Source organism: Caballeronia temeraria, from assembly GCF_001544795.2.
GTDB lineage: Bacteria > Pseudomonadota > Gammaproteobacteria > Burkholderiales > Burkholderiaceae > Caballeronia > Caballeronia temeraria.
The window spans coordinates 61617-82612 of sequence record NZ_FCOI02000030.1; the positions used below are offsets into that span (position 1 = coordinate 61617).

The 20996-nt window shown below is 61.8% G+C and carries 16 protein-coding genes; 12 read left to right on the plus strand and 4 right to left on the minus strand.

Going from position 1 to position 20996, the window contains the following annotated elements; translation table 11 throughout:
- Positions 1 to 195 precede the first annotated feature (195 nt).
- Positions 196 to 1035 carry a MurR/RpiR family transcriptional regulator gene (locus tag AWB76_RS30560; protein WP_061163839.1) on the minus strand — a complete coding sequence of 280 codons (840 nt, stop codon included), beginning with the start codon at positions 1033 to 1035 and terminating at the stop codon, positions 196 to 198.
- A gap of 298 nt (positions 1036 to 1333) precedes the next feature.
- Here AWB76_RS30560 and edd point away from each other — a divergent pair, with 298 nt between their 5' ends.
- The 9 genes from edd (at position 1334) to AWB76_RS30610 (ending at position 12639) form a co-directional block, all read left to right on the plus strand.
- Positions 1334 to 3286, plus strand: coding sequence for a phosphogluconate dehydratase (edd, locus tag AWB76_RS30565; protein WP_061163840.1), 1953 nt, complete (start codon positions 1334 to 1336; stop codon positions 3284 to 3286).
- 66 nt (positions 3287 to 3352) lie between these two features.
- Complete coding sequence (eda, locus tag AWB76_RS30570; RefSeq protein ID WP_061163841.1) at positions 3353 to 3985, plus strand: bifunctional 4-hydroxy-2-oxoglutarate aldolase/2-dehydro-3-deoxy-phosphogluconate aldolase; 633 nt, start codon at positions 3353 to 3355, stop codon at positions 3983 to 3985.
- Between the two features lie 521 nt (positions 3986 to 4506).
- Positions 4507 to 5667: a DUF2827 domain-containing protein gene (locus tag AWB76_RS30575; RefSeq protein ID WP_341845316.1), complete on the plus strand. Its 1161-nt coding sequence runs from the start codon at positions 4507 to 4509 to the stop codon at positions 5665 to 5667.
- Entirely contained in the window at positions 5664 to 6815 is a 1152-nt protein-coding gene (locus AWB76_RS30580) for a DUF2827 domain-containing protein (RefSeq protein WP_061163842.1), read from the plus strand. The genes AWB76_RS30575 and AWB76_RS30580 overlap by 4 nt, the downstream gene beginning before the upstream one ends.
- 46 nt (positions 6816 to 6861) lie before the next feature.
- Positions 6862 to 7989, plus strand: coding sequence for a DUF2827 domain-containing protein (locus tag AWB76_RS30585; RefSeq protein WP_061163843.1), 1128 nt, complete (start codon positions 6862 to 6864; stop codon positions 7987 to 7989).
- Between the two features lie 438 nt (positions 7990 to 8427).
- The gene (locus AWB76_RS30595; protein WP_074171443.1) at positions 8428 to 10092 is read left to right on the plus strand and encodes a YadA-like family protein; all 1665 of its coding nucleotides are present in this window, start codon (positions 8428 to 8430) and stop codon (positions 10090 to 10092) included.
- Between the two features lie 180 nt (positions 10093 to 10272).
- Complete coding sequence (locus AWB76_RS30600) at positions 10273 to 10506, plus strand: hypothetical protein (RefSeq protein WP_157696241.1); 234 nt, start codon at positions 10273 to 10275, stop codon at positions 10504 to 10506.
- A gap of 260 nt (positions 10507 to 10766) precedes the next feature.
- On the plus strand, positions 10767 to 12131 hold the full coding sequence (locus AWB76_RS30605; protein WP_061163847.1) for a GntP family permease: 1365 nt from the start codon (positions 10767 to 10769) through the stop codon (positions 12129 to 12131).
- Positions 12132 to 12141: 10 nt separating this feature from the next.
- Entirely contained in the window at positions 12142 to 12639 is a 498-nt protein-coding gene (locus AWB76_RS30610; protein WP_061163848.1) for a gluconokinase, read from the plus strand.
- Positions 12640 to 12691: 52 nt separating this feature from the next.
- On the opposite strand, the gene purB is transcribed toward AWB76_RS30610, so the two are convergent.
- From purB to AWB76_RS30625, 3 genes are all read right to left on the minus strand, one after another.
- Positions 12692 to 14080 (minus strand): adenylosuccinate lyase, encoded by a 1389-nt coding sequence (purB, locus tag AWB76_RS30615; RefSeq protein WP_061163849.1) that lies wholly within the window; start codon positions 14078 to 14080, stop codon positions 12692 to 12694.
- Between the two features lie 75 nt (positions 14081 to 14155).
- Positions 14156 to 14857 carry an N-acetylmuramate alpha-1-phosphate uridylyltransferase MurU gene (gene murU, locus AWB76_RS30620; RefSeq protein ID WP_061163850.1) on the minus strand — a complete coding sequence of 234 codons (702 nt, stop codon included), beginning with the start codon at positions 14855 to 14857 and terminating at the stop codon, positions 14156 to 14158.
- Between the two features lie 7 nt (positions 14858 to 14864).
- Positions 14865 to 15890, minus strand: a complete 1026-nt coding sequence (locus tag AWB76_RS30625; protein WP_061163851.1) for an aminoglycoside phosphotransferase family protein — start codon at positions 15888 to 15890, stop codon at positions 14865 to 14867.
- 229 nt (positions 15891 to 16119) lie between these two features.
- On the opposite strand from AWB76_RS30625, the gene AWB76_RS30630 reads away from it, so the two are divergent.
- From AWB76_RS30630 to pdxA, 3 genes are all read left to right on the plus strand, one after another.
- Positions 16120 to 18510, plus strand: coding sequence for an LPS-assembly protein LptD (locus AWB76_RS30630; protein ID WP_061163852.1), 2391 nt, complete (start codon positions 16120 to 16122; stop codon positions 18508 to 18510).
- A 150-nt stretch (positions 18511 to 18660) separates the two neighbouring features.
- Positions 18661 to 20004, plus strand: coding sequence for a peptidylprolyl isomerase (locus tag AWB76_RS30635; protein ID WP_061163853.1), 1344 nt, complete (start codon positions 18661 to 18663; stop codon positions 20002 to 20004).
- 4 nt (positions 20005 to 20008) lie between these two features.
- Complete coding sequence (gene pdxA / locus AWB76_RS30640; RefSeq protein ID WP_061163854.1) at positions 20009 to 20983, plus strand: 4-hydroxythreonine-4-phosphate dehydrogenase PdxA; 975 nt, start codon at positions 20009 to 20011, stop codon at positions 20981 to 20983.
- Positions 20984 to 20996 lie beyond the last annotated feature (13 nt).

Here is a 20996-nt window from a genome sequence, read left to right on the forward strand (position 1 = left end):
GTGATCGAATTTTCGCGATAGAGACGATCGAGTTCACAAAGCAACGCAATGGCTTCGTCGATCCGGCCGCCATAGACGCAGGACTCGAAACTTTCGACCGTGAATGAAGTGCTCATGCTTTTGCTCTACTAAGCAACGGATATGTAAAGAGAATAGGCGATCGAGCGGCCCTTGCGGCGCGCTCCGGCGCCGCGCCTACGAATCCACCCGCCGCCCTTCAAGCACATCCCTTGCTTCCGCGAGCTTTTCCGCGAGCGCCGGACCGCGCGCGAGCGCAAGACCGACCGCCAGAATGTCCCCGATTGCGAGATGCGAAACGCGCGATGTCATCGGCGAAAAAATGTCCGTGTCTTCGTCGACATTTGCGAATAATCCGACGCTGGCCATGCGCGCGAGCGGCGAGTTGCCGTGAGTGATCGCAATGACCTTTGCGCCGCCGTTCAGCGCCGATCGGCACGCGTCGAGAATATCCTTGGTGCGGCCGGTATTGGAAATGGCGACGACGACATCGCCCGGGCCGAGCAGCGCGGCGGAGGTGGTGTACGTATGCGGGTCGGAGTATGCAACAGAGGGCACGCCCAATCGAAAAAATTTGTGCTGCATGTCGAGCGCGGCGATGCCCGAGCCGCCCGCGCCGTAGAACTCGATACGCCGCGCCTCGGCGAGGATCGCGATGGCCGCGGCGACGCTATCCGATGAAAGGCTGTTGCGCACCGCAATCAGCGCGCCGATGGTCCGGTCGAGCACTTTCGCCGCGACGCCGGCGGGCGGCTCGTCGGTGCGCACGTCGCGATACACGGTGGGAACATCGGCTGCTACCCCTTGTGCCAATCGAATCTTGAATTCGCGAAAGCCCGAAAACCCGAGCGCCTGGCAAAACCGCGCGATGGTCGGCTGACTGACACCGGCGCGCGCGGCGAATTCTGTCATCGACAGGTCGAGCACTTCGCGCGGCGCTTCCAGCACGTAGTCGGCAAGCTTGCGCTCGGAGGGACGCAATTTCTCGCGCATGGCTTCGACTTGGGACAGCAACATCGGAATTCTCGCCTATTCTGAAATTGCCAAGGACTATAGCGGACGATCAATAATGTACAAATACTACATGTGACGGATGCTGAATCTAAGGGAAATCCCGCATAAGCCCATTTCATACGGTATTGCTCTATGCGGACACTTAAAAAACGCGTAGTCATTTACGTTGTCATCATGTAGTTTTTCTACTAAACTCGCAAGACACGGCGACATCACCCAGACAACAATCAGGCGCCGTCCCTCGCAACGTTCAACCCAATCTCAACGGCAGGCGCGCCGGGAGTGAGACGAAGGAGCTTCGATGGTTTCCCCGCATTCGCAACTCAAAAAAGTCACCGATCGCATCATCGAGCGCAGCCAGCCGACGCGCGCCGCGTATCTCGCGCGTATCGACGCGGCGCACGGCCTGTTTCCGGCGCGCGGCGCGTTGTCTTGCGCCAATCTCGCGCACGGTTTCGCCGGCCTCGAAGGCCAGGAAAAGATTGCGATCAAGGCGGTGCGCGAGCCGAACATCGGCATCGTGTCGTCTTACAACGAGATGCTTTCCGCACACGCGCCTTACAAGAGTTTTCCGGACATCATCAAGCAGGCGGCGCGCGAGCACGGCGGCATCGCGCAGTTTGCGGGCGGCGTGCCGGCGATGTGCGACGGCATCACGCAGGGCAACGCGGGCATGGAACTGTCGCTGTTCTCGCGCGAAGTCATCGCGATGAGCACCGCCGTCGCGCTGACGCACAACATGTTCGACGCGGCGCTGTGTCTTGGCGTGTGCGACAAGATCGTGCCGGGACTCGCCATCGGCGCGCTGCAGTTCGGCCATCTGCCGACTATTTTCGTGCCCGCTGGCCCGATGACGAGCGGCCTCACCAACGACGAAAAGGCGAAGGTCCGCCAGGAATTCGCGACCGGCAAGTGCGATCGCGGCGCGCTGCTCGAAGCGGAGGCGTCGGCCTATCACGGGCACGGCACCTGCACGTTCTACGGCACGGCCAACAGCAATCAGATGCTGATGGAAGTGATGGGCCTGCATCTGCCGAGCGCGGCGTTCGTGCATCCGCACACGCCGCTGCGCGATGCGCTCACCGCCGAGGCCGCGCGCCGCGTGCTCGATCTCACGCTCGAACGCGGCAATTACACGCCGATCGGCCATGTCGTCGATGAAAAAGCCATCGTGAACGGAATCGTTGCGCTGCTCGCAACGGGGGGCTCGACCAATCACACGCTGCACCTCGTGGCGATTGCGCGGGCGGCGGGCATCATCATCGACTGGAACGATTTCGACGAACTGTCGCAGGTCGTGCCGCTGCTCGCGAAGATCTATCCGAACGGCAAGGCGGACGTGAATCATTTCCACGCGGCGGGCGGCGTGGCGTTCCTCGTGCGCAATCTGCTCGAAGGCGGGCTGCTGCACGAAGATGTTCAGACGGTGGCCGGCCGTGGGCTGTCGCATTACACCAAGGAGCCGAAGCTCATCGACGGCAAGCTGCAATGGGTCGACGGCGCGCAGGAAAGCCACGATACCAAGGTGCTGCGCCGCATCGCCGAGCCCTTCCAGCCGGACGGCGGGCTGCGGCTGATGCAAGGCAAGCTCGGGCGCGGCGTCATCAAGATTTCGGCGGTCGCGCCGGAGCATCGCGTGGTGAAGGCGCCGGCCATCGTCTTCAATTCGCAGGAAGAAGTGCAGGAAGCGTTCGACAAGGGCGAACTCAAGCGCGATTTCGTCGCGGTGGTGCGCTTCCAGGGCGCGCGCGCGAACGGCATGCCGGAGCTGCATCGACTGACGCCGCTTCTGGGCGTCTTGCAGGATCAGGGCTTCCACGTGGCGCTGGTGACCGATGGCCGGATGTCGGGCGCGTCGGGCAAGGTGCCGGCGGTGATTCACGTTTCGCCCGAAGCGCTGCTGCATGGTCCGCTCGGCAAGGTCCGCACCGGCGACATGCTCGTGATCGACGCGCCCGCGGGCGTGCTCGATATCGATATCGATGCGAACGAATGGGCATCGCGCGAAGTCGAGGCGCCGCTGCATCAGGCGCAGAACGAAGCCGGCTTCGGCCGCGAACTGTTCGGCGTGTTCCGCAGCGCGGCGCTGCCGGCGGAAGAGGGCGCGTCGGTGTTCGGCGCGCTGATCGGCGCGAGCACCGCCGGCGATGGGCATGCGCATGGCAAGGCGCCCGCGCCCGAGCGCAATGCGCTTCGCGATAATGCGCGCGCGGCGGCGTCGGCGCTGAACAAGGCGCACGCCACGAATCACTGAACACGGAAACGAAGGGCGAAGCGCCGGATCTGAGAGAAACCCGTACAAAACCAGGAGTCGCATCAAATGAAAACGGTAAGCGAAATCGTGCGTCTGGGACCGGTCATTCCGGTTCTGGCTTTCGAAACGATTGAGCAAGGCGAGCACGTGTCGCGCGCGTTGCATGCGGGTGGCGTGAAGGTGCTGGAAATCACGCTGCGCACGCCGGCGGGCATCGGCGCGATCGAGCGCGCGAGCCAGCTGGCGGACGATATCGTCGTCGGCGTGGGCACCATCACGAAGCCCGAGCATTGTGAGCAGGCGAAGAAGGCGGGCGCGCAGTTCGGCGTGTCGCCCGGCCTCACGAAGGACATGCACAAGGCCGCGCAGGACGCGGGATTGCCGCTTCTGCCGGGCGTCATGACGCCGAGCGACATCATCACCGCGATGGAGCTGGGCTACGAGATCGTCAAGTTCTTCCCGGCGCAGCAAGCCGGCGGCATTCCGATGTTGCAGGCGTTCTACGGCCCGTTCCCGAATCTGAAAATCTGCCCGACGGGCGGGATCACGGCGGAGACGGCATCGAGCTTTCTGGCGCAGCCGAATGTGGTGTGCGTGGGCGGCTCGTGGCTTACGCCGAAAGCGGCGCTCGCAGCGCAGAACTGGGAGGAAGTGACGCGCCTCGCCCGGGCTGCGAGCGAACTGGCGCCCCACAAGTAAGTTTCTCTGCTCCAAGGCGCGTCGCGGCCGCATGAGCGGCCGGGCGCACTTGCTCCTTCGGTCATGGCCTTCCGCGCCGGACCTTTCCCGCCCCGTCCCGGCACGTTCGTCGCAATGTGCTCACCACGCGTTTCCCGCATTTTCAGCCCATTTTATTTACGCGATCATTTTCGAATCGGATAAATCCGAATTTTGAAACGAATGGCGTAAGAAAATTGAGTGTGTTTTAAGACGCGCATAAGATCAATCTCATTAATTCGAGATCGGCTGGGAATTTCAGCGGTTTTTCTATATATTTAGGTTTCAGAAGTTCCACGATATATTTAATCGCGGAAGCGAATCAGATCAGAGCGGATTGCGCATTCTGTATCGTTCCTCCTCACTTCCGCACGGTGCTGTCTGTATCAGCACGCTCCCGCCGTTCCGGCGCCGCACCACAGCCGGATGGGTCGCAGAGATCGACTTGCCGCGGAACCTCTATTTCAGAACGCGCAATTCAATATTTTTAGGATGCCAATCCGATGACCATTCGAGTCGGAATATCAGTCGTCACGCATCAAGGCCAAAACATCTGGCAAAACGGCCTGGGCCAGAACGTGATCTTTTTTTCGGAAGCGCTTCAAAAGCTTCCGTTCGTCGAGAGCGTTTCGCTGATCGACGTAGGCGATCAAAACGCGTTGCCGCCGCAGGTGGATGCCGCGTCGAAAGGGCTGCGCATCATTCGCATCCCCGAAGCAACCGACGCCGTCGACGTCATTTTTGAAATGGGCGGCGCGCTCGACACGCAGTGGCTCGATCTGATGCGCGCGCGTGGCAAGAAGGTCGCGTACTACTGCTGTGGTCAGCCGTACGTCGGACTGGTCGAGTCGCCCGTGTTCGACAAGCCCGTGCACGTCATGCGTCCCGACCGTTACGACCAGGTCTGGCTGATGTCGAAGGACCGCCTCTCCGTCCCGATGATGCGCACGCTGCACCGCTGCCCCGTCCATCTCATTCCGTTCATCTGGCATCCGCAGTTTCTCGAAACGCGCATCGCGGAAGTGGAAGATCATGGGCTGCGCTACGGCTACGAGCGCCGCGCGGACAAGTCGGCTCAACCGGCCATCCAGCCGCAGGGTTTCCGGGTTGCAATGTTCGAGCCGAATATTTCGGTCGTGAAAACGTCGAGCATTCCGATGCTTGCCTGCGAGGAAGCGTACCGCGCCGACCGTTCGAGCGTGTCCGCCATGCATGTGCTCAATTCGATGCACATGAAGGATCACCCCACGCTCATGTACATGGCCAACTCGCTGGACATCGTGAAAGACTCCAAGGCGACGTTCCACGGCCGTAACGACATCGCCGGATTCATGGCGCAATACGCGGACGCAGTGGTCTCGCATCAGTGGGGCAACGATCAGAATTATCTGTATCTGGATGTGCTCTACGGCGGTTATCCGCTCATCCACAACTCGCCGTGGCTCAAGGACGCGGGTTACTACTATCCGGGCTTCGACGCGCAAGAGGGTGGACGCCAGCTGCTGCGCGCATTCCGCGAGCACGACAGCAATCTCGACGAATACCGCGCAAACGCGCAACGCGTCATCGATGCGGCGAATCCTTTCAATCAAGCCAATCTGGATGCCTTCGCAGACCGGTTGATCAATCTTTGTCAGGGAAGCAAGCTCGAGGTAGGCGTATGACCATGCAAAACAAATCCCGCATGCCGGAGCGGATCAACGTCGGCGTTTCCATTTACATCCGCAAGGGCGAGCAATCGCTTTGGGAAAACGGCATTTTTCAGAATTGTCTGTATCTGGTGATGTTGCTCATGCGCTCTCCGCGCGTGAAGTCGACCTATCTGGTGACCGGCGGCGGCGACGGCGGCCCCGAAGACGCCAAGCGTTTTCTCTCGGATTCGCCCGTGCCGCTCATCGACATGAAAACGGCCATGTCGAAGCTCGACGTCATGATCGAAATGAGCGCGCAACTCGACCGAGAGTGGTCGGTGAAATTCCGCGAGCGCGGCGGCAAGATCATCACGATGCGCGTCGGCAACGACTACGTCATCGATATCGAGCGCATGGTGTTCAACCTCCAGCATGCGCTGCTGATTTCGGGCGCGCCTTACGACGAAGTCTGGACGCTGCCGGAATACGAAGTCAGTTGCAAACCGTATTTCGAGACGCTCTTTCGCGCGCCGGTCAAGCTCATGCCGCACCTGTGGAGTCCGGTCGTACTCGAGCGTGAAGCGGCGAAGTTGTCGAACGGCCTGAAGTTTGGCTATCAGCCGGGCCGCCGCCGCTGGCGCGTGGGCATTTTCGAGCCGAACGTCTGCATGGTGAAAACGAGCTATATCCCCATGCTGTCCTGCGAAGTGGCGCATCGTGAAAATCCGGACATGCTCGAGCGCGTGTGGGCGTACAACACCTTCAAGCTGAAGGATCACGCGGCGTTCGCCGGATTCGCGCAGAGCCTCGACTACGTGAAGCACGGGCTCGGCAACTTCGAAGGACGTTTCCCGTTTGCGCAGATCGTGCCGGCTTCCGTCGACGCGGTCGTGAGTCACCAGTGGGAAAACCCGCAGAACTACGTGTATTACGAGGCACTCTACGGCGGCTATCCGCTCATTCATAACTCGCATCTGATCGGCGATTGCGGCTACCGCTATCACGATTTCGACTGCGAAGAGGGCGGCCGCGCATTGCTCCGCGCCTTTGCCGAGCACGACGCCAATCTCGAAAACTACCGTGCCACCGCGAAGAAATTCCTTCGTACCCTCGATCCGGAAAGCGAAGAAAACGTGCGGATCTATACAGAGGCGATCGAGGCGGTCTACGCGAGGTCGTGAGTCCGGGGTTCAGGCATTCTGCCGCGAGGCAATGGAGTTAGTGGGAATGAAGAAGTTGCGAATTGGCATCACCATCGGTCTGTTTCACGAGGCCGAGACACTCTGGAACAACGGCATCAAGCAAAATGCCGTGTTTCTCGCTGAGGCACTTAAGAACTGTCCGAATGTCGAGAGCGTCGTGCTCGTCAATACGACGCACGTCGCGATCACGAAGCAATTGCCCTGGGATCTGGAGCGCTGGCCCACGGTGACGTTCAACGACGCGAAGGACAACGTCGACGTGCTGATCGAGCTCGGCGGCCAGATCGACGGGAACGCGACGGATTACCTGAAACAGCGTGGCGCGCGGCTCATCTCGTATTGCTGCGGTTTCGAATACGTCCACACGATGGAGTCGATCCTGTTCAACAGGCCGTCGTTCGGCGAGAACCTGTTCGTGAACCAGCGCTACGACGACATCTGGATGATTCCGCAGGTCGCGAACATCAGCGCGCCTTACTTCGAAGTGATGCGCCGCCAGACTGCGCAGGTCGTGCCGTTCATCTGGAGCCCGATTTTCCTCAACGCGCGCGCCGCTTCGTTGCCGCACTCGGGCGAGTATCAGCCGAAAGCGGGACCGCGCCGCTTGAGCGTGATGGAGCCGAATATCAATGTCGTGAAATTCTGTCTCTATCCGGCGATGATCGCGGAGATGGCTTATCGTGAGCGCCCTGACGATATCGAACTGCTTCAGGTCACGAACTCGCAACACTTCGCCACCGGGTGCAAGGAGTTCATCGCGCTGATGAACCAGCTCGACATCGTGCGTAATCACAAGGCTGTGTTTCTCGGCCGCTTCGACACGCCGACGTTTCTCGCGGAACGCACCGACATCATCGTTTCGCATCAGTGGGAGAATCCGCTGAACTATTTCTATCTGGAGGTGTGCTGGCAGGGGTATCCGCTCATTCACAACGCAACGTTGTGCACGGATCTCGGTTACTACTATCGGGACAACAATGTGGGGGAAGGCGCGAAGCGGGTCGTCGAAGCCATCGATCAGCACGACGCGCAACTGACGCAATATCGGAGCAGGCAGCGTGCGGCGATTTCACGTTTTCTGCCGGACGACGTCGAGTTGGTCAAGGGCTATACCGCGTTGCTGAATGCACTCAACGAAAAGCCATTGCGCTAAACCGCCGCTTTTCTCGGCACGTCGCGTCAAAGTTGGCTGAAGCGCCATGTCCGGTCTGACGATCGGACATGGCGCATTGTGCTTTCCGCAGTTTGCGGAAAAAGCCATCTCGTCTCTTTGCTGGCGTTCATGCGGCGGCTGACCCCGGCGCGGCCACCCTGATTCGTTAGAAAAACTCGGAAGGCAATTTGGAGCGGCGATCAAGAGATCAGAATTATCTTAAAAATAGTTTGCATAACGAAATAAATAATTGGCAATAAGCGAATTCCTAAATTCGTAATCGGGTAGGCAATTTCGTTCGCATTCAGCAGTTTGCTTGAATTTAGGACATGTCCGCTTCATTGCGGTCGCGCTCCTGAATATTCTGTGCCGTGGTCGAAAGGTGTTTCCTTTTTTATTTTGTAAAAGACGCTCGTTTTTTGTGGGTCAATTCGGTTTATGAATAAGTCATACCGCAGTATTTGGAATGAGAAGGTAGGAACGTTCGTCGCTGTCGCCGAGACTGCGATGGCGCGAGGCAAGAAGAGTTCTGGCGGCGCGGTATGCGACCCGGAAAACGGTCGAGACGCCGCTGATGCGCGTGTTTCTGAAGATAGGGGTGTTGGCCCGAAGAGCGCGCTGCTCGCGATGGCTGGCGTCGGGGCGTCGGTTTTCCTGTCGTTCGGCGCTTCGAATGCCTGGGCGCAGGCCGTTACGGTTTGTACGCCTGGACAAAGTCAAGGTTTCTCCTACACGGGGCCGACGTCAAACGCCAATTGTAATATTACCGGCAACGCAAATTACAACGGTGTCGTCATTCAGGGGACGTACGGTACGGGTATCGACTCGCTGTCCACGGGTGTCACCTCGCTGTCGGCTTCGACTTCGACTTCGATCGACTCGCTGTCGACGGGCGTGAGTTCGCTGTCCACGGGTATGGGTTCGCTGTCGACGTCGATCAGCACGACCATCAGCACGGTCATCGACAACGTCACGAGCATGTCGACGTCGTTGAGCAGCGCGGTCAACGGCAAGGGTATCAAGTACTTCCATGCCAACTCGACGCTGGAAGATTCGTCGGCGACCGGCGCGAACTCCATCGCGATCGGCCCCAACGCTCAGGCCAATGCTGAGAACTCGGTCGCGATCGGTACCAACTCGGTGGCAAACGAGGCGAACACGGTCTCGTTCGGCAACAGTGACACTAAGCTCCGTCTGACGAACATCGCAAACGGTGTCAACAGCGACGACGTGGCGACCGTGGGTCAGTTGAAGGCAGCCACCGGAACGACGACGCCGGGTAGCGTACCGAAGACGGCCGTGACGTACGACACGAAGTCGGACGGATCGACTGACTACAGCAACATCACGCTGGCTGGCGAGAACGGCACGGTGATCCACAACGTTGCGGACGGTGTTGAGTCCACGGACCTGGCGAACAAGGAGCAACTCGACACCTTGTCCAACAGGGTCGCCAACGTGACGACCACCGATAACCCGATGTTCGCTGCAAACGGCGATCGCGCTACCGAAGCGGCTGTCGCAAGCGGCACGCATGCAACGGCAAGCGGTGCGAACGCGCAAGCAACGGGCGATAACTCGGTCGCTCACGGTGCAGGTGCGGTTGCCAGCGGCGTCGGTGCGGCGGCTATCGGTGCGAACAGCCATGCGACGGCGGACGACTCCGTTGCGCTGGGTGCAAGCTCGGTGGCGGATCGTGCGAACACGGTGTCGGTCGGCTCGGCGGGTAGCGAGCGTCAGATCACCAACGTGGCCGCTGGTACGCAGCCCACGGATCTGGTCAACGTCAACCAGTTGAACGACGCGGTCGCACAAGCGAACAGCTACACGGACAGCGTGGTCAACGGCTTGCAAAGCCAGGTCTCGGATGTGGGCCGTAACGCCTACTCGGGTATCGCCGCGGCCACCGCTTTGGCGATGATCCCGAACATCGACCAGGACAAGACCGTGTCGCTCGGTGTCGGTGGTGCGACGTATCAGGGTTATGCGGCAGCGGCTGTCGCGTTGAACCTGCGTGTCACCCAGAACCTGGTGCTGAAGGCCGGTGCTGGCTCGAGCCGAAACGGAACGGTGTACGGCGCGAACGCTTCCTATCGCTGGTAAGACTGACTGCCTGACCTGACGGTCAGGCAGTCCGGGCAATCGCTGGCTTTGTCATGCGATTGCCCGGATCAATCAGCCGCCAATTCCGGACCATTACCTGTCAAACACGAGATGTCTAAATTTCTTTTCACAATCCTCGCCGCGGTCGCCGTGCTCTCCGCGTGCACGACGGACACGGGCGTGAACTACACGACCCAAAAATTGAATATTGCGGGGCAAGGCGAGGCGTATCGCGTCACTTGCTCGGGGGTGCTCGCATCGCAGAAGAGCTGCATGGCCAAGGCCGCCGAGATCTGCCGGGATCGCCAGGTGGTCATGGTTCAAGCTCTCGACAATCCGCAACTCCGGCAAGGTGGAAGCGCCGCGCGCGAGCTGAACTTCACCTGCGCTGGCGGAGCGAAGCCCGCAGCCTGACGCATTGCCAATCGTTCGAGCGCATCGAGCTCGAACTTTCTTCTGAAACCGACGCTTATTCGAGCGTCGGTTTTTTTATTTCGCCTTCGTATCGCACGAGCGCTTTCCTTGGCCATTTCCCCGGCCGACTTCCTCGCTTACAAGTAGAATTCCGTTGCCCAGCGCCGTGTTTGCGCTTGCCGGACATTGCCGTGTGTGCAGTGCAGCGACGGCAAACGCATACATAGCGCAAAAAACCTCAACAAAATCAAGGAGGCGTTATGCCAGCCGTCCACGGGAGCATGCTGTTGCTCTACGCGGTGATCGCGATCGCGGTTCTGATCCTGATGATCGCCCGCTTCAAGGTTTACCCGTTCCTCGTTCTCATGATCGTGTCCGTATTGCTGGCCCTTGCGGTCGGTATGCCGATGGACAAAATCGTGAAGTCATTTGAAACCGGCAACGGGAACACGCTCGGACACATTGCCGTCGTCGTGGGCCTCGGGACGATGCTCGGCAAGATGATGGCCGAATCGGGCGGCGCCGAACGCATCGCCAATACGCTGATCAATCTCTTCGGCGAAAAGAACATTCACTGGGCGATGATGGTCGTCGCGATCATCGTCGGCTTGCCGGTGTTCTTCGAAGTGGGCTTCGTGCTGCTGATCCCGATTGCATTCAACGTCGCCAAGCGCACCGGCAAATCGCTGCTGCTGATCGGCCTGCCGATGGTCGCCGGTCTCTCGGTCGTGCACGGCCTGATTCCGCCGCACCCGGCCGCGCTGCTCGCCGTGCAGGCATACCACGCCGATATCGGCAAGACGATTGCTTACGGTCTGATCGTCGGCGTGCCGACGGCGATCGTCGCGGGTCCGCTGTTTGCGCTGATGATCCACAAATACGTGAAGCTGCCGGACGCCAATGCGCTCGCTGACCAGTTCACGCAAAAGCACGGCGATACCGAGAAAAAGCGCGATCTGCCGAGCTTCGGCATTACGCTGTTCACGATTCTGCTGCCCGTCATTCTGATGCTGATCGGTAGCTGGGCGGATCTCGTCTTCACGCCGAAAACGCTGCCGAACGACTTGCTGCGCTTCATCGGCCAGTCGGACATGGCGCTTCTGATCGCCGTGCTGGTCAGCTTCTGGACCTTCGGCGCGAAGCAGGGCTTCAATCGAGAGCAGATTCAGAAGTTCTGCGGCGAATGTCTCGCGCCGATCGCGGGCATTACGTTGATCGTCGGCGCGGGCGGCGGCTTCGGCCAGGTGTTGCGCGATAGCGGGATCTCCCAGCAGATCGTCGCAACGGCGTCATCCGCGAACCTGTCGCCGCTCCTGCTTGGCTGGTTCGTCGCCGCGCTGATCCGTCTGGCGACGGGTTCGGCCACAGTCGCCATGACGACGGCCTGCGGTATCGTCGCGCCGATCGCCGCCGCGGCGGGCGGTCATACGAGCCCGGAACTGCTGGTGCTCGCCACCGGCTCGGGCTCGCTGATCTTCTCCCATGTGAACGATGGCGGCTTCTGGCTGATCAAGGAGTATTTCGGGATGACCGTCGGGCAGACGTTCAAGACGTGGTCGTTGCTCGAAACGATCATCTCCCTGATGGGCCTGGGTTTGACCTTCGCGCTTGCGGCGGTCGTGTAAGGAGACTTCGATGATTCTGATCGCAATGGGCGTGTCGGGCGCCGGCAAGTCGCTGATCGGCGAGATGCTGGCGGAGCGGCTGCACTGCACCTTCACCGACGGCGACGCGTTCCACAGCGCCGCGAACAAGGAAAAGATGCACAAGGGCATCCCGCTGACCGACGAGGACCGCTGGCCGTGGCTCAAGACCATTCGCGCCGCGATCGAAGAAAAGCAGCGCGCGGGCGAGACGGCGGTGTTCACGTGCTCGTCGCTGAAACGTTCGTATCGCGACATCCTGCGCGACGGCGACCGTGACGTGTGCTTCGTCTATCTGCACGGCACGATGGACGTGCTCCGCGAGCGTCTGGGCTCGCGCACCGGACATTTCTTCGATCCGTCGCTGTTGCAGAGCCAGTTGGACACGCTGGAAGAACCCGGCGAGGACGAGGCGATCACGGAGAGCATCGAACTGACGCCCGAGCAGATCGTCGATAACGTGCTCGAGAAATTGAAGACGCGTAAATGACAAAAAGCCCCGGATTTCCGGGGCTTTTTCACTTCTGACTTCGAGTCTGGCTTTACGCGATCCGCTTCGCCAGCTCGACCGCCTTGCCGATATACGAGCCCGGCGTCATCTCAAGCAGCAGCTTCTTCGCGTCGGCGGGAATCGCCAGACCGCTGATGAACGTCTGCAACGCCTCGCGCGTGATGCCCTTGCCGCGCGTCAGTTCCTTCAACTGCTCGTACGGATTCTCGATGCCGTAACGGCGCATGACCGTCTGCACCGGCTCGGCGAGCACTTCCCACGTGTTGTCGAGATCTTCGTTCAGACGCGCCGCGTTCACTTCGAGCTTGTCGAGGCCGCGGATCAGCGCGTCGTAGGCGAGCAGCGAATAGCCGAACGCCACGCCGATATTGCGAAGCACGGTCGAATCCGTCAGGTCGCGCTGCCAGCGCGAGACCGGCAGCTTGTCGGCGAGATGGCGCAGCGTTGCGTTCGCGAGACCGAGATTGCCTTCCGAGTTCTCGAAGTCGATCGGATTGACCTTGTGCGGCATCGTCGACGAGCCGATTTCGCCGGCCTTCGTCTTCTGCTTGAAGTAACCGAGCGAGATGTAGCCCCACACGTCGCGATCGAGGTCGAGCAGGATCGTATTCGCGCGCGCGACGGCGTCGAACAGTTCGGCCATGTAGTCGTGCGGCTCGATCTGGATCGTGTACGGATTGAACGTGAGCTTCAGCCGATTTTCGACGACATCCTTCGAAAACGCTTCCCAGTCGAATTCCGGATACGCCGACAGATGCGCGTTGAAGTTGCCGACCGCGCCGTTCATCTTTCCGAGCAGTTCGACCTTTTCGACGCGCTGGATCGCACGCGCGAGACGCGCCGCGACGTTGGCGATTTCCTTGCCAAGCGTCGTCGGGCTGGCGGGCTGGCCGTGCGTGCGGGAGAGCATCGGCTGTTCGGCGTGCATGTGCGCGAGCTTAACGAGGCGCTCATACACGGAGCGCAGCGCGGGCAGGATCACGTGTTCGCGCGCGCCGGCGATCATCAGGCCGTGCGACGTGTTGTTGATGTCTTCCGACGTGCACGCGAAGTGGATGAATTCGCTTGCGCGCTCCAGTTCCGGCTGGCCCTTGACCGACTCCTTGAGCCAATATTCGACGGCCTTGACATCGTGATTCGTGACGCGCTCGATGTCCTTGATGCGCGCCGCGTCGTGCGCGGTGAAGCGCTCGGCGAGGCTCAGCAGGAACTGCTCGGATGCCTCCGAGAAGCGCGGCACTTCGTCGAAACCGGCGCGCGACAGCGCGATCAGCCAGTGAATCTCGACCGTCACGCGATGGCGCATGAATGCGGCTTCGGAGAGCCAGTCGCGCAGGGCTTCGGTCTTGGCGGCGTAGCGGCCGTCGAGCGGCGAGAGCGCGGTGAGCGCAAAGAGGGTATCGGGACGGGTATCGGACATGATGGAGGCGCAGCCGGAAGGAAAAGACGCGAGAACCGCGCATTTTACCATCGGATGCGTCCCAATCCCGGCCGGTCAGCGGGCGCGCAGTTCTTCGTCGAGTGCGCGGAGCTGCGCGGGCGTGCCGACGTTTTCCCATCGGCCTTCGTAACGTTCGCCGCTCGCGCGCCCGGCCGCGATGGTTTCGCGATAGTAGGGCGTCAGCGCGCGGCGCGTGCCGGGCGCGAGATCGCGGAACATGCGCATGTCATACAGGCCGATATTGCCGAAGGTGAAGCGCGGCTCGCCGTCGAGCGCGAGCGTGCCGTTTTCGAGCGCAAAGTCGCCTTTCGGATGAAACGGCGGATTCGGCACCATCACGAGATGCATGCCGGGTTCGTCCATCGAAGCGAGTTGCGAAGCACGCTCACGCAAGGTCGCGTAATCGAACTCGCAGAACACGTCGCCGCTCACGGCGATAAACACGCCGTCGCCGATCAGACGCCGCGCCTGCGCGATGCCGCCCGCCGTCTCCAGCGCGTCGGTTTCCGGCGAGTACCGCAATGCGACGTTCCAACGCGAACCGTCGCCGAGCGCAGCTTCGATCTGCTCGCCGAGCCACGCATGATTGATCACGATCGTTTCGACGCCCGCCGCCGCGAGGCGCTCGATCTGCCACACGATCAAAGGCTTGCCGCCGACCGGAAGCAGCGGTTTCGGACAGGTATCTGTGAGCGGGCGCATGCGTTCGCCGCGTCCGGCGGCGAAGATCATCGCCGTGTCGAGAATATGCGTCATGCGGGAATCAGAACGTATAGCCGACTTCGATCGCGCGGCCTTCCAGCGAATCGAGCAGACGCGCGAACGGCCACAGCGGCGCGTAGCGCTCCGCGACCTTGCGCGCATAACCGATGAAACGCGGCAGATCGGCGAGATAGCGCGGCTTGCCGTCGCGGTAATGAATGCGGGCGAACAGGCCGAGCACCTTGATGTGCCGCTGCAGGCCCATCCATTCGAGCTGGCGATAGAACTCGCCGAAATCCTCGTCGACGGGAAGGCCGGCCTTTTTCGCGCGCTCCCAGTAATAGGCGACGCAATCGAGCTGAAACTCTTCGTCCCAGCTGATGAACGCGTCGCGCATCAGCGACGCGATGTCATACGTGATCGGGCCGTACACCGCGTCCTGAAAGTCCAGCACACCCGGATTCGGCTCGCACACCATGAGATTGCGCGGCATGAAGTCGCGCAGCATGAAGGTCTGCGGCTGCGCGAGCGCGCTCTGTGTGAGCAGCGTGAAGGTGGCGTCGAGCGTCTTGCGTTCGTCGGCGGTGACTTCGCGCCCCAGATGCCGGCCGATGAACCACTCGGGCATCAACTCCATCTCGCGGCGCAGAAACGCCTCGTCGAAGGGCGGCAGCACGCCTTCGCGCGCGGTTTGCTGGAAGCGGAGGAGTGTGTCGATTGCCGAGCGCATCATCGGCCGCGCGTTCTTTTCGTCGAGAACGGACATGTAAGTCGTCGTGCCGAGATCGGTCAGCAGCATGAAACCGGCGTCGAAATCCGTTTCCAAAACTTTCGGCACATGCACGTTCGCCGCTTCGAGCAGACCGGCGACGTGCACGAATTCGCGGCATTTTTCCGGCGGCGGCGCATCGACGGCGATGAGCGTCTTGCCGGACGCCGAATCGCTCTCGAGCCTGAAATAGCGGCGAAAGCTGGCATCGGCGGAAGCGGGAGCGAGACTCGCGACGTTCAGCCGGTACGGTCCGGCGACGTTTTCAAGCCACGAGCGGAGTTGATCCAGGCGGGCGTCGGAAGGAATGTGCGTCATAAATTCGAGGGGCGAAACATCTTGCCATATAATACCCCACGACTTTTTTAAGCGATCCGTTTCACGCCTGGCGCCAGGCCCCCGACGACTGTGAGCGTCACCGTTCGATCGAGTGTCGTCCCGACTTAAGCAACGGACCGTCAAGTTCGTGACTGCGGAAAGGGCGCGGCCGCCTGCTCGGCGGCATCGGGCGCGTGGGACGCGAACGGGATCGAACCGCCACCCATACATGCCGCCACGACAGTTTCCCGTACCGAAAATCACCGGCGACGACAAGCCACGCAGGCGGCGGCTCGTCGCCGCGCTGCTATCCGTTCCGGGCCTGATGCCCGCTCTCGCGCATGCCCAGCTCGCCGGCCCCGCAGCCGACGCACAACCGCTCGACGGTCCCGGCAGCCTGCGTCTCGCGCCGCAGCTTCAGGAGCGCCCGCTGCAAAGCGGCCAGCAGCCCTCGACATTCCTTCTGAGCGACAAGGCGACGGGCACGACCGACGAAGACATGGCGGCGAAGGGCTCGGCCGAGATCCGGCGCACGGTGACGGTCATCAAGGGCGACGCGCTGCACTACGACCAGGACACCGACATGGCCGATGCTTTCGGCAATGTCAGGCTCATCAACAACGGCGTGTCGTTCGCCGGTCCGGAAGCGCATTTGAAGGTGGAGGCGAACGAAGGGTTCATGACGAACCCGAAGTACCGTTTCAATCTGACGGGCGGCTCGGGCAGCGCCGAGCGCGCCGACATGATCGACGACGAGCGGGCGCGCATCGATCACGGTACGTATACGGCGTGCCAGTGCGAGTCCGATCCGGCGTGGTACATCAAGGGCACATCGTTCGACTTCGACACCGGCGCGGAAGAGGGCATCGCGCATAACGGCGTGCTGTTCTTCCAGGGCGTGCCGGTTTTCGGCAGCCCGTGGCTGTCGTTTCCGCTGACGGGCGACCGTCGCAGCGGCCTGTTGCCGCCGACCTTCGCGCTCGGCTCGACGACCGGCTTCGAAGCGACGATCCCGTACTATTTCAATATCGCGCCCAATCGCGATCTGACGGTCACGCCGCGCATCATGACAAAGCGCGGCGTGCTCGGCGAGGCGACGTACCGTTATCTGTCGCCCACGTATTCGGGGGCGCTCGACGTCAACTATCTGCCCGACGACCGCGTCACGCACACGAATCGTTACGCGATCTTCTGGCAGCATCGTCAGAACTTCGGCAGCGGCTTCGGCGGTTACGTCAATTACAACAAGGTTTCGGACGACCAATATCCGGAAGACCTGGGCAACGCGTCGAATCAGTTCCTGAACGGCACGCAGCTGCTGTATCAGCAGGAAGCGGGTCTCACGTATAACAACGGCCCGTGGTCGGTGCTCGCTCGCGAACAGCGCTGGCAGACACTGCAGCCCTCGACGCCGCCATACGCCCGCGAACCGCAGGTGAACGTTCAGTACAACAAGTACAACGTCGGCGGTTTCGACTACGGCGCGGAACTGGACGCCACGCGCTTCACGATCACCACCGACGGCGCCACCGACGGCAACCGGCTCTATTTCAATCCGTACCTGAGTTACGGCATCAATGCGCCGGGTTACTTCGTCACGCCGAAGGTGCAGTGGCATTTTGCGTCGTACGACCTGAGCCACATCGCCACGAGTCAGGTCGCGGGTTCGTCGCCGCCGGTCACGGGGCAGCCGAAGAATTTCACCGAGTCGATTCCGACGCTCAGCTTCGACACGGGTCTCGTGTTCGACCGCTCGGTGCGTCTCTTCGGGCAGGATTACATCCAGACGCTGGAGCCGCGGCTCTACTACGTCTACACGCCGTATCACAATCAGGACTTCGCGCCGATTTTCGATACGTCCGAAGCCGACTTCGGCCTGGCCGAGATCTACACGCCGAACACGTTCGTCGGCAACGACCGCATCGCGGACGCGAACCGCATTACGGCGGGCCTCACGACGCGCTTCATCAACCCGGCGACGGGCGACGAGCGCGCGCGTTTCGTCATCGCGCAGCAGTATTATTTCCAGAGCCAGCGCGTCACGATCACGCCGGGCCAGCTGCCCGATCAGGCGAAGCATTCGGACCTGATCGCGGGCGCGGCCATCAAGCTGGGCGCTGGTTTCGCTTCGGAAACTGCGTTCCAATATAATGTGGACAACAACCAGCTCGTACGCTCGAGCATCGGTTTCGCATTCAGTCCTGGTGAGCGCAGGGTCATCAACGTCGGTTATCGCTACACGCGTTCGAACCAGACCACGCTGGTGAACGAGCCGATCAACCAGATCCTGGTGTCGGGCGAATGGCCGCTCACGAACCGCCTCTACGCCGTTGGCCGCGTGAACTATGATCTCGCGAGCCATCGTCTCGTCGACGGGCTTCTGGGCTTCCAGTACGATGCCGACTGCTGGGCGTTCGGCTTCGGCATGCAGCGCTACGCCAACGGCGTGAACACGCAGGGCCAGCCGTCGTCGGGCACGCGCGTGCTCGCGCAATTGACGTTCAAGGGCTTGTCGAACGTCGACAACGGCCTCGTCAGTGCATTCCGCGCGAGCGTTCAGGGTTATCAGCCGCCGCCGCCGGCGGCGCCGCCGCTCTCCCGGTACAGCGACTACGAATGAGGCCGGAACGGGCGTGCGCGCGCGGCGTCCAATGACGAGCGGTCACAAGCCGAAACAAGCGGCCTCGCTGGCCGCGCAGGGCAGGGCATATAAGCAGGACACGAACGGGTGAAGTCCGTATTTGATGGAGTATCTGTGGCAAACGTGAATATGTTTCGATCGACGGCAATCGCAGCGGGCGTGCTCGTTGGCGCGCTGATCCTGAGTTCGCCGGCCGGTGCGCAGGCGTTGTCGAACCGCAATGCGCAGGTCGCCGATTCCGTCGTCGCGGTGGTGAACGACGGCGTCATCACGCAGCGCGAACTGGAAGACCGCACGGCGCTGATCGTCAAGCGTCTGCAGCAGCAGAACGCGCCGGTGCCGCCCGCGGACCAGATGCAGCGGCAAGTGCTCGATCAGATGGTGCTCGAGCGCATTCAGCTCCAGAAGGCGAAGGAAGACGGCATCGTCATCGACGACGCCACCGTGAACCGCACGCTCGCGCGTCTCGCGCAGCAAAATCAGATGACGCTGGATGTGTACCGTTCGCGCATCGAGGCGCAAGGCGTGCCCTGGTCGACCTTCATGCGTGACGCGCGCACGGAGCTTACGCTTTCGAAGCTGCGCGAAAAGGAAGTCGACAGCAAGATCACCGTGTCCGACGGCGAAGTGGCGAACTACATCGCCAGCCAGCGCGGTCCGGGCGCGCGCAACACGAGCGATCTGCGTCTGCAGCACATCATGTTCAAGCTTCCATCGGACGCGCCGGCCAGCGAAGTCACGAAGGTCCAGACGCAGGCCGACGCCGTGCTCAAACAAGCGCAGGCAGGCGACGACTTCGCCAAGCTCGCGAAGCAGAATTCGCAGGATACCGATGCCAGCAAGGGCGGCGATCTCGGCTTCCGCACGCCCGGTTCGCTGCCGGCGGGCATCGTGAGCGCAGTGTCGACGTTGCGCCCTGGCCAGATCGTGCCGACGCTGCTGCGCACCGACGGCGGTTTCGAAATCATCAAGCTGGTGGATCGCCGCGCGAGCCAGGGCACCGCGGCGGATGCGCCCAAGCTCGTGCAGACGCACGTGCGCCACATTCTGCTGCGCGTGTCGGACGGCATGTCGGAACAGACTGCGCGCCAGCGCCTGCTCGACATCAAGCAGCAGGTCGCGAACGGCGGCGATTTCGCCAACTTCGCGCGCACGTATTCGCAGGACGGTTCGGCGTCGCAAGGCGGCGATCTCGGCTGGATCAGCCCGGGCGAGACCGTGCCCGAGTTCGAGCGCGCGATGAACAATCTCCAGGACGGCGCCGTCAGCGATCCGGTGCGAAGCGAGTACGGCTATCACCTGATTCAGGTGCTCGGCCGCCGCGAGGCGGAAGGATCGGCGGCGCAGCAGCTCGACATCGCGCGTCAGGCAATCGGCCAGCGCAAGGCCGAGCAGGCTTATTCGGACTGGCTGCGCGAACTGCGCGACACCGCGTACGTGCAGTACAAGGGCATCGCTGCCCAGGCGCAGTAACGGCATGAGCACCGCCGACGTCCGGCCGCTCGCCATCGCCATCACGACGGGCGAGCCGGCCGGCGTCGGTCCGGAACTGACGGCGGCGGCGCTCACACAGGCGAGCGAGCGCTGGCCATCGGCGCACTTCACGGTGCTCGGCGACCGCGATCTGCTGACGTCGCGCGCTGGCGGCGCCTGGCCCGAAACGGTCGATATCGAACATCACGCGCTCGCCGTGCCCGCCGAACCGGGCACACTGAACGCGGCGAACGGGCGCTATGTGCTCGGTCTGCTCGATGCCGCCATCGACGGCGCGGTGTCCGAACGGTTCGACGCCATCGTCACCGCGCCGCTGCAAAAGAGCACGATCAACGATGCCGGCGTGCCTTTCACCGGCCACACCGAATATCTCGCCGAGCGCACGAACACGCCGCGCGTCGTGATGATGCTGGCGGGTTCGAGCGAGCGTCCGTTGCGCGTCGCGCTCGCGACCACGCATTTGCCGCTGAAGGACGTATCGGCGGCGCTGACCATCGACGGTCTCGTCGAAACGCTCACCATCATCGATCACGATCTGCGCGCGCATTTCGGCTTGCCCGCGCCGCGCATTCTCGTCACCGGGCTCAATCCGCATGCCGGCGAAAACGGCTATCTGGGCCGCGAGGAAATCGACGTCATCACGCCCGCGCTCGAACGCGCCCGCGCGCTGGGCATCGACGCGCCGGGTCCGTATCCCGCCGACACGTTGTTCCAGCCGCGCTATCTGAAAGACGCGGATTGCGTGCTCGCCATGTTCCACGACCAGGGCTTGCCGGTGCTGAAGTATGCGACCTTCGGCGAAGGTATCAACGTGACGCTCGGTTTGCCGATCATCCGCACGTCGGTGGATCACGGCACCGCGCTCGATCTCGCCGGCACGGGCCGCGCCGATCCGGGCAGCATGATCGCCGCCATCGACGCCGCCGTCATCATGGCGCGCCACAAGCGCAGCGCCTGAACTCGCGCGCATT

Bases quoted from the DNA above. Each gene is read 5' to 3' on its own strand.
- murU (WP_061163850.1), bottom strand. From the start codon at position 14,857: ATGACGCATATTCTCGACACGGCGATGATCTTCGCCGCCGGACGCGGC.
- AWB76_RS30580 (WP_061163842.1), top strand. From the start codon at position 5,664: ATGACCATGCAAAACAAATCCCGCATGCCGGAGCGGATCAACGTCGGC.
- AWB76_RS30610 (WP_061163848.1), top strand. From the start codon at position 12,142: ATGATTCTGATCGCAATGGGCGTGTCGGGCGCCGGCAAGTCGCTGATC.
- AWB76_RS30625 (WP_061163851.1), bottom strand. From the start codon at position 15,890: ATGACGCACATTCCTTCCGACGCCCGCCTGGATCAACTCCGCTCGTGG.
- eda (WP_061163841.1), top strand. From the start codon at position 3,353: ATGAAAACGGTAAGCGAAATCGTGCGTCTGGGACCGGTCATTCCGGTT.
- AWB76_RS30575 (WP_341845316.1), top strand. From the start codon at position 4,507: ATGACCATTCGAGTCGGAATATCAGTCGTCACGCATCAAGGCCAAAAC.
- AWB76_RS30585 (WP_061163843.1), top strand. From the start codon at position 6,862: ATGAAGAAGTTGCGAATTGGCATCACCATCGGTCTGTTTCACGAGGCC.
- AWB76_RS30605 (WP_061163847.1), top strand. From the start codon at position 10,767: ATGCCAGCCGTCCACGGGAGCATGCTGTTGCTCTACGCGGTGATCGCG.
- AWB76_RS30630 (WP_061163852.1), top strand. From the start codon at position 16,120: ATGCCGCCACGACAGTTTCCCGTACCGAAAATCACCGGCGACGACAAG.
- AWB76_RS30560 (WP_061163839.1), bottom strand. From the start codon at position 1,035: ATGTTGCTGTCCCAAGTCGAAGCCATGCGCGAGAAATTGCGTCCCTCC.
- purB (WP_061163849.1), bottom strand. From the start codon at position 14,080: ATGTCCGATACCCGTCCCGATACCCTCTTTGCGCTCACCGCGCTCTCG.
- AWB76_RS30595 (WP_074171443.1), top strand. From the start codon at position 8,428: ATGAATAAGTCATACCGCAGTATTTGGAATGAGAAGGTAGGAACGTTC.
- edd (WP_061163840.1), top strand. From the start codon at position 1,334: ATGGTTTCCCCGCATTCGCAACTCAAAAAAGTCACCGATCGCATCATC.
- pdxA (WP_061163854.1), top strand. From the start codon at position 20,009: ATGAGCACCGCCGACGTCCGGCCGCTCGCCATCGCCATCACGACGGGC.
- AWB76_RS30635 (WP_061163853.1), top strand. From the start codon at position 18,661: ATGTTTCGATCGACGGCAATCGCAGCGGGCGTGCTCGTTGGCGCGCTG.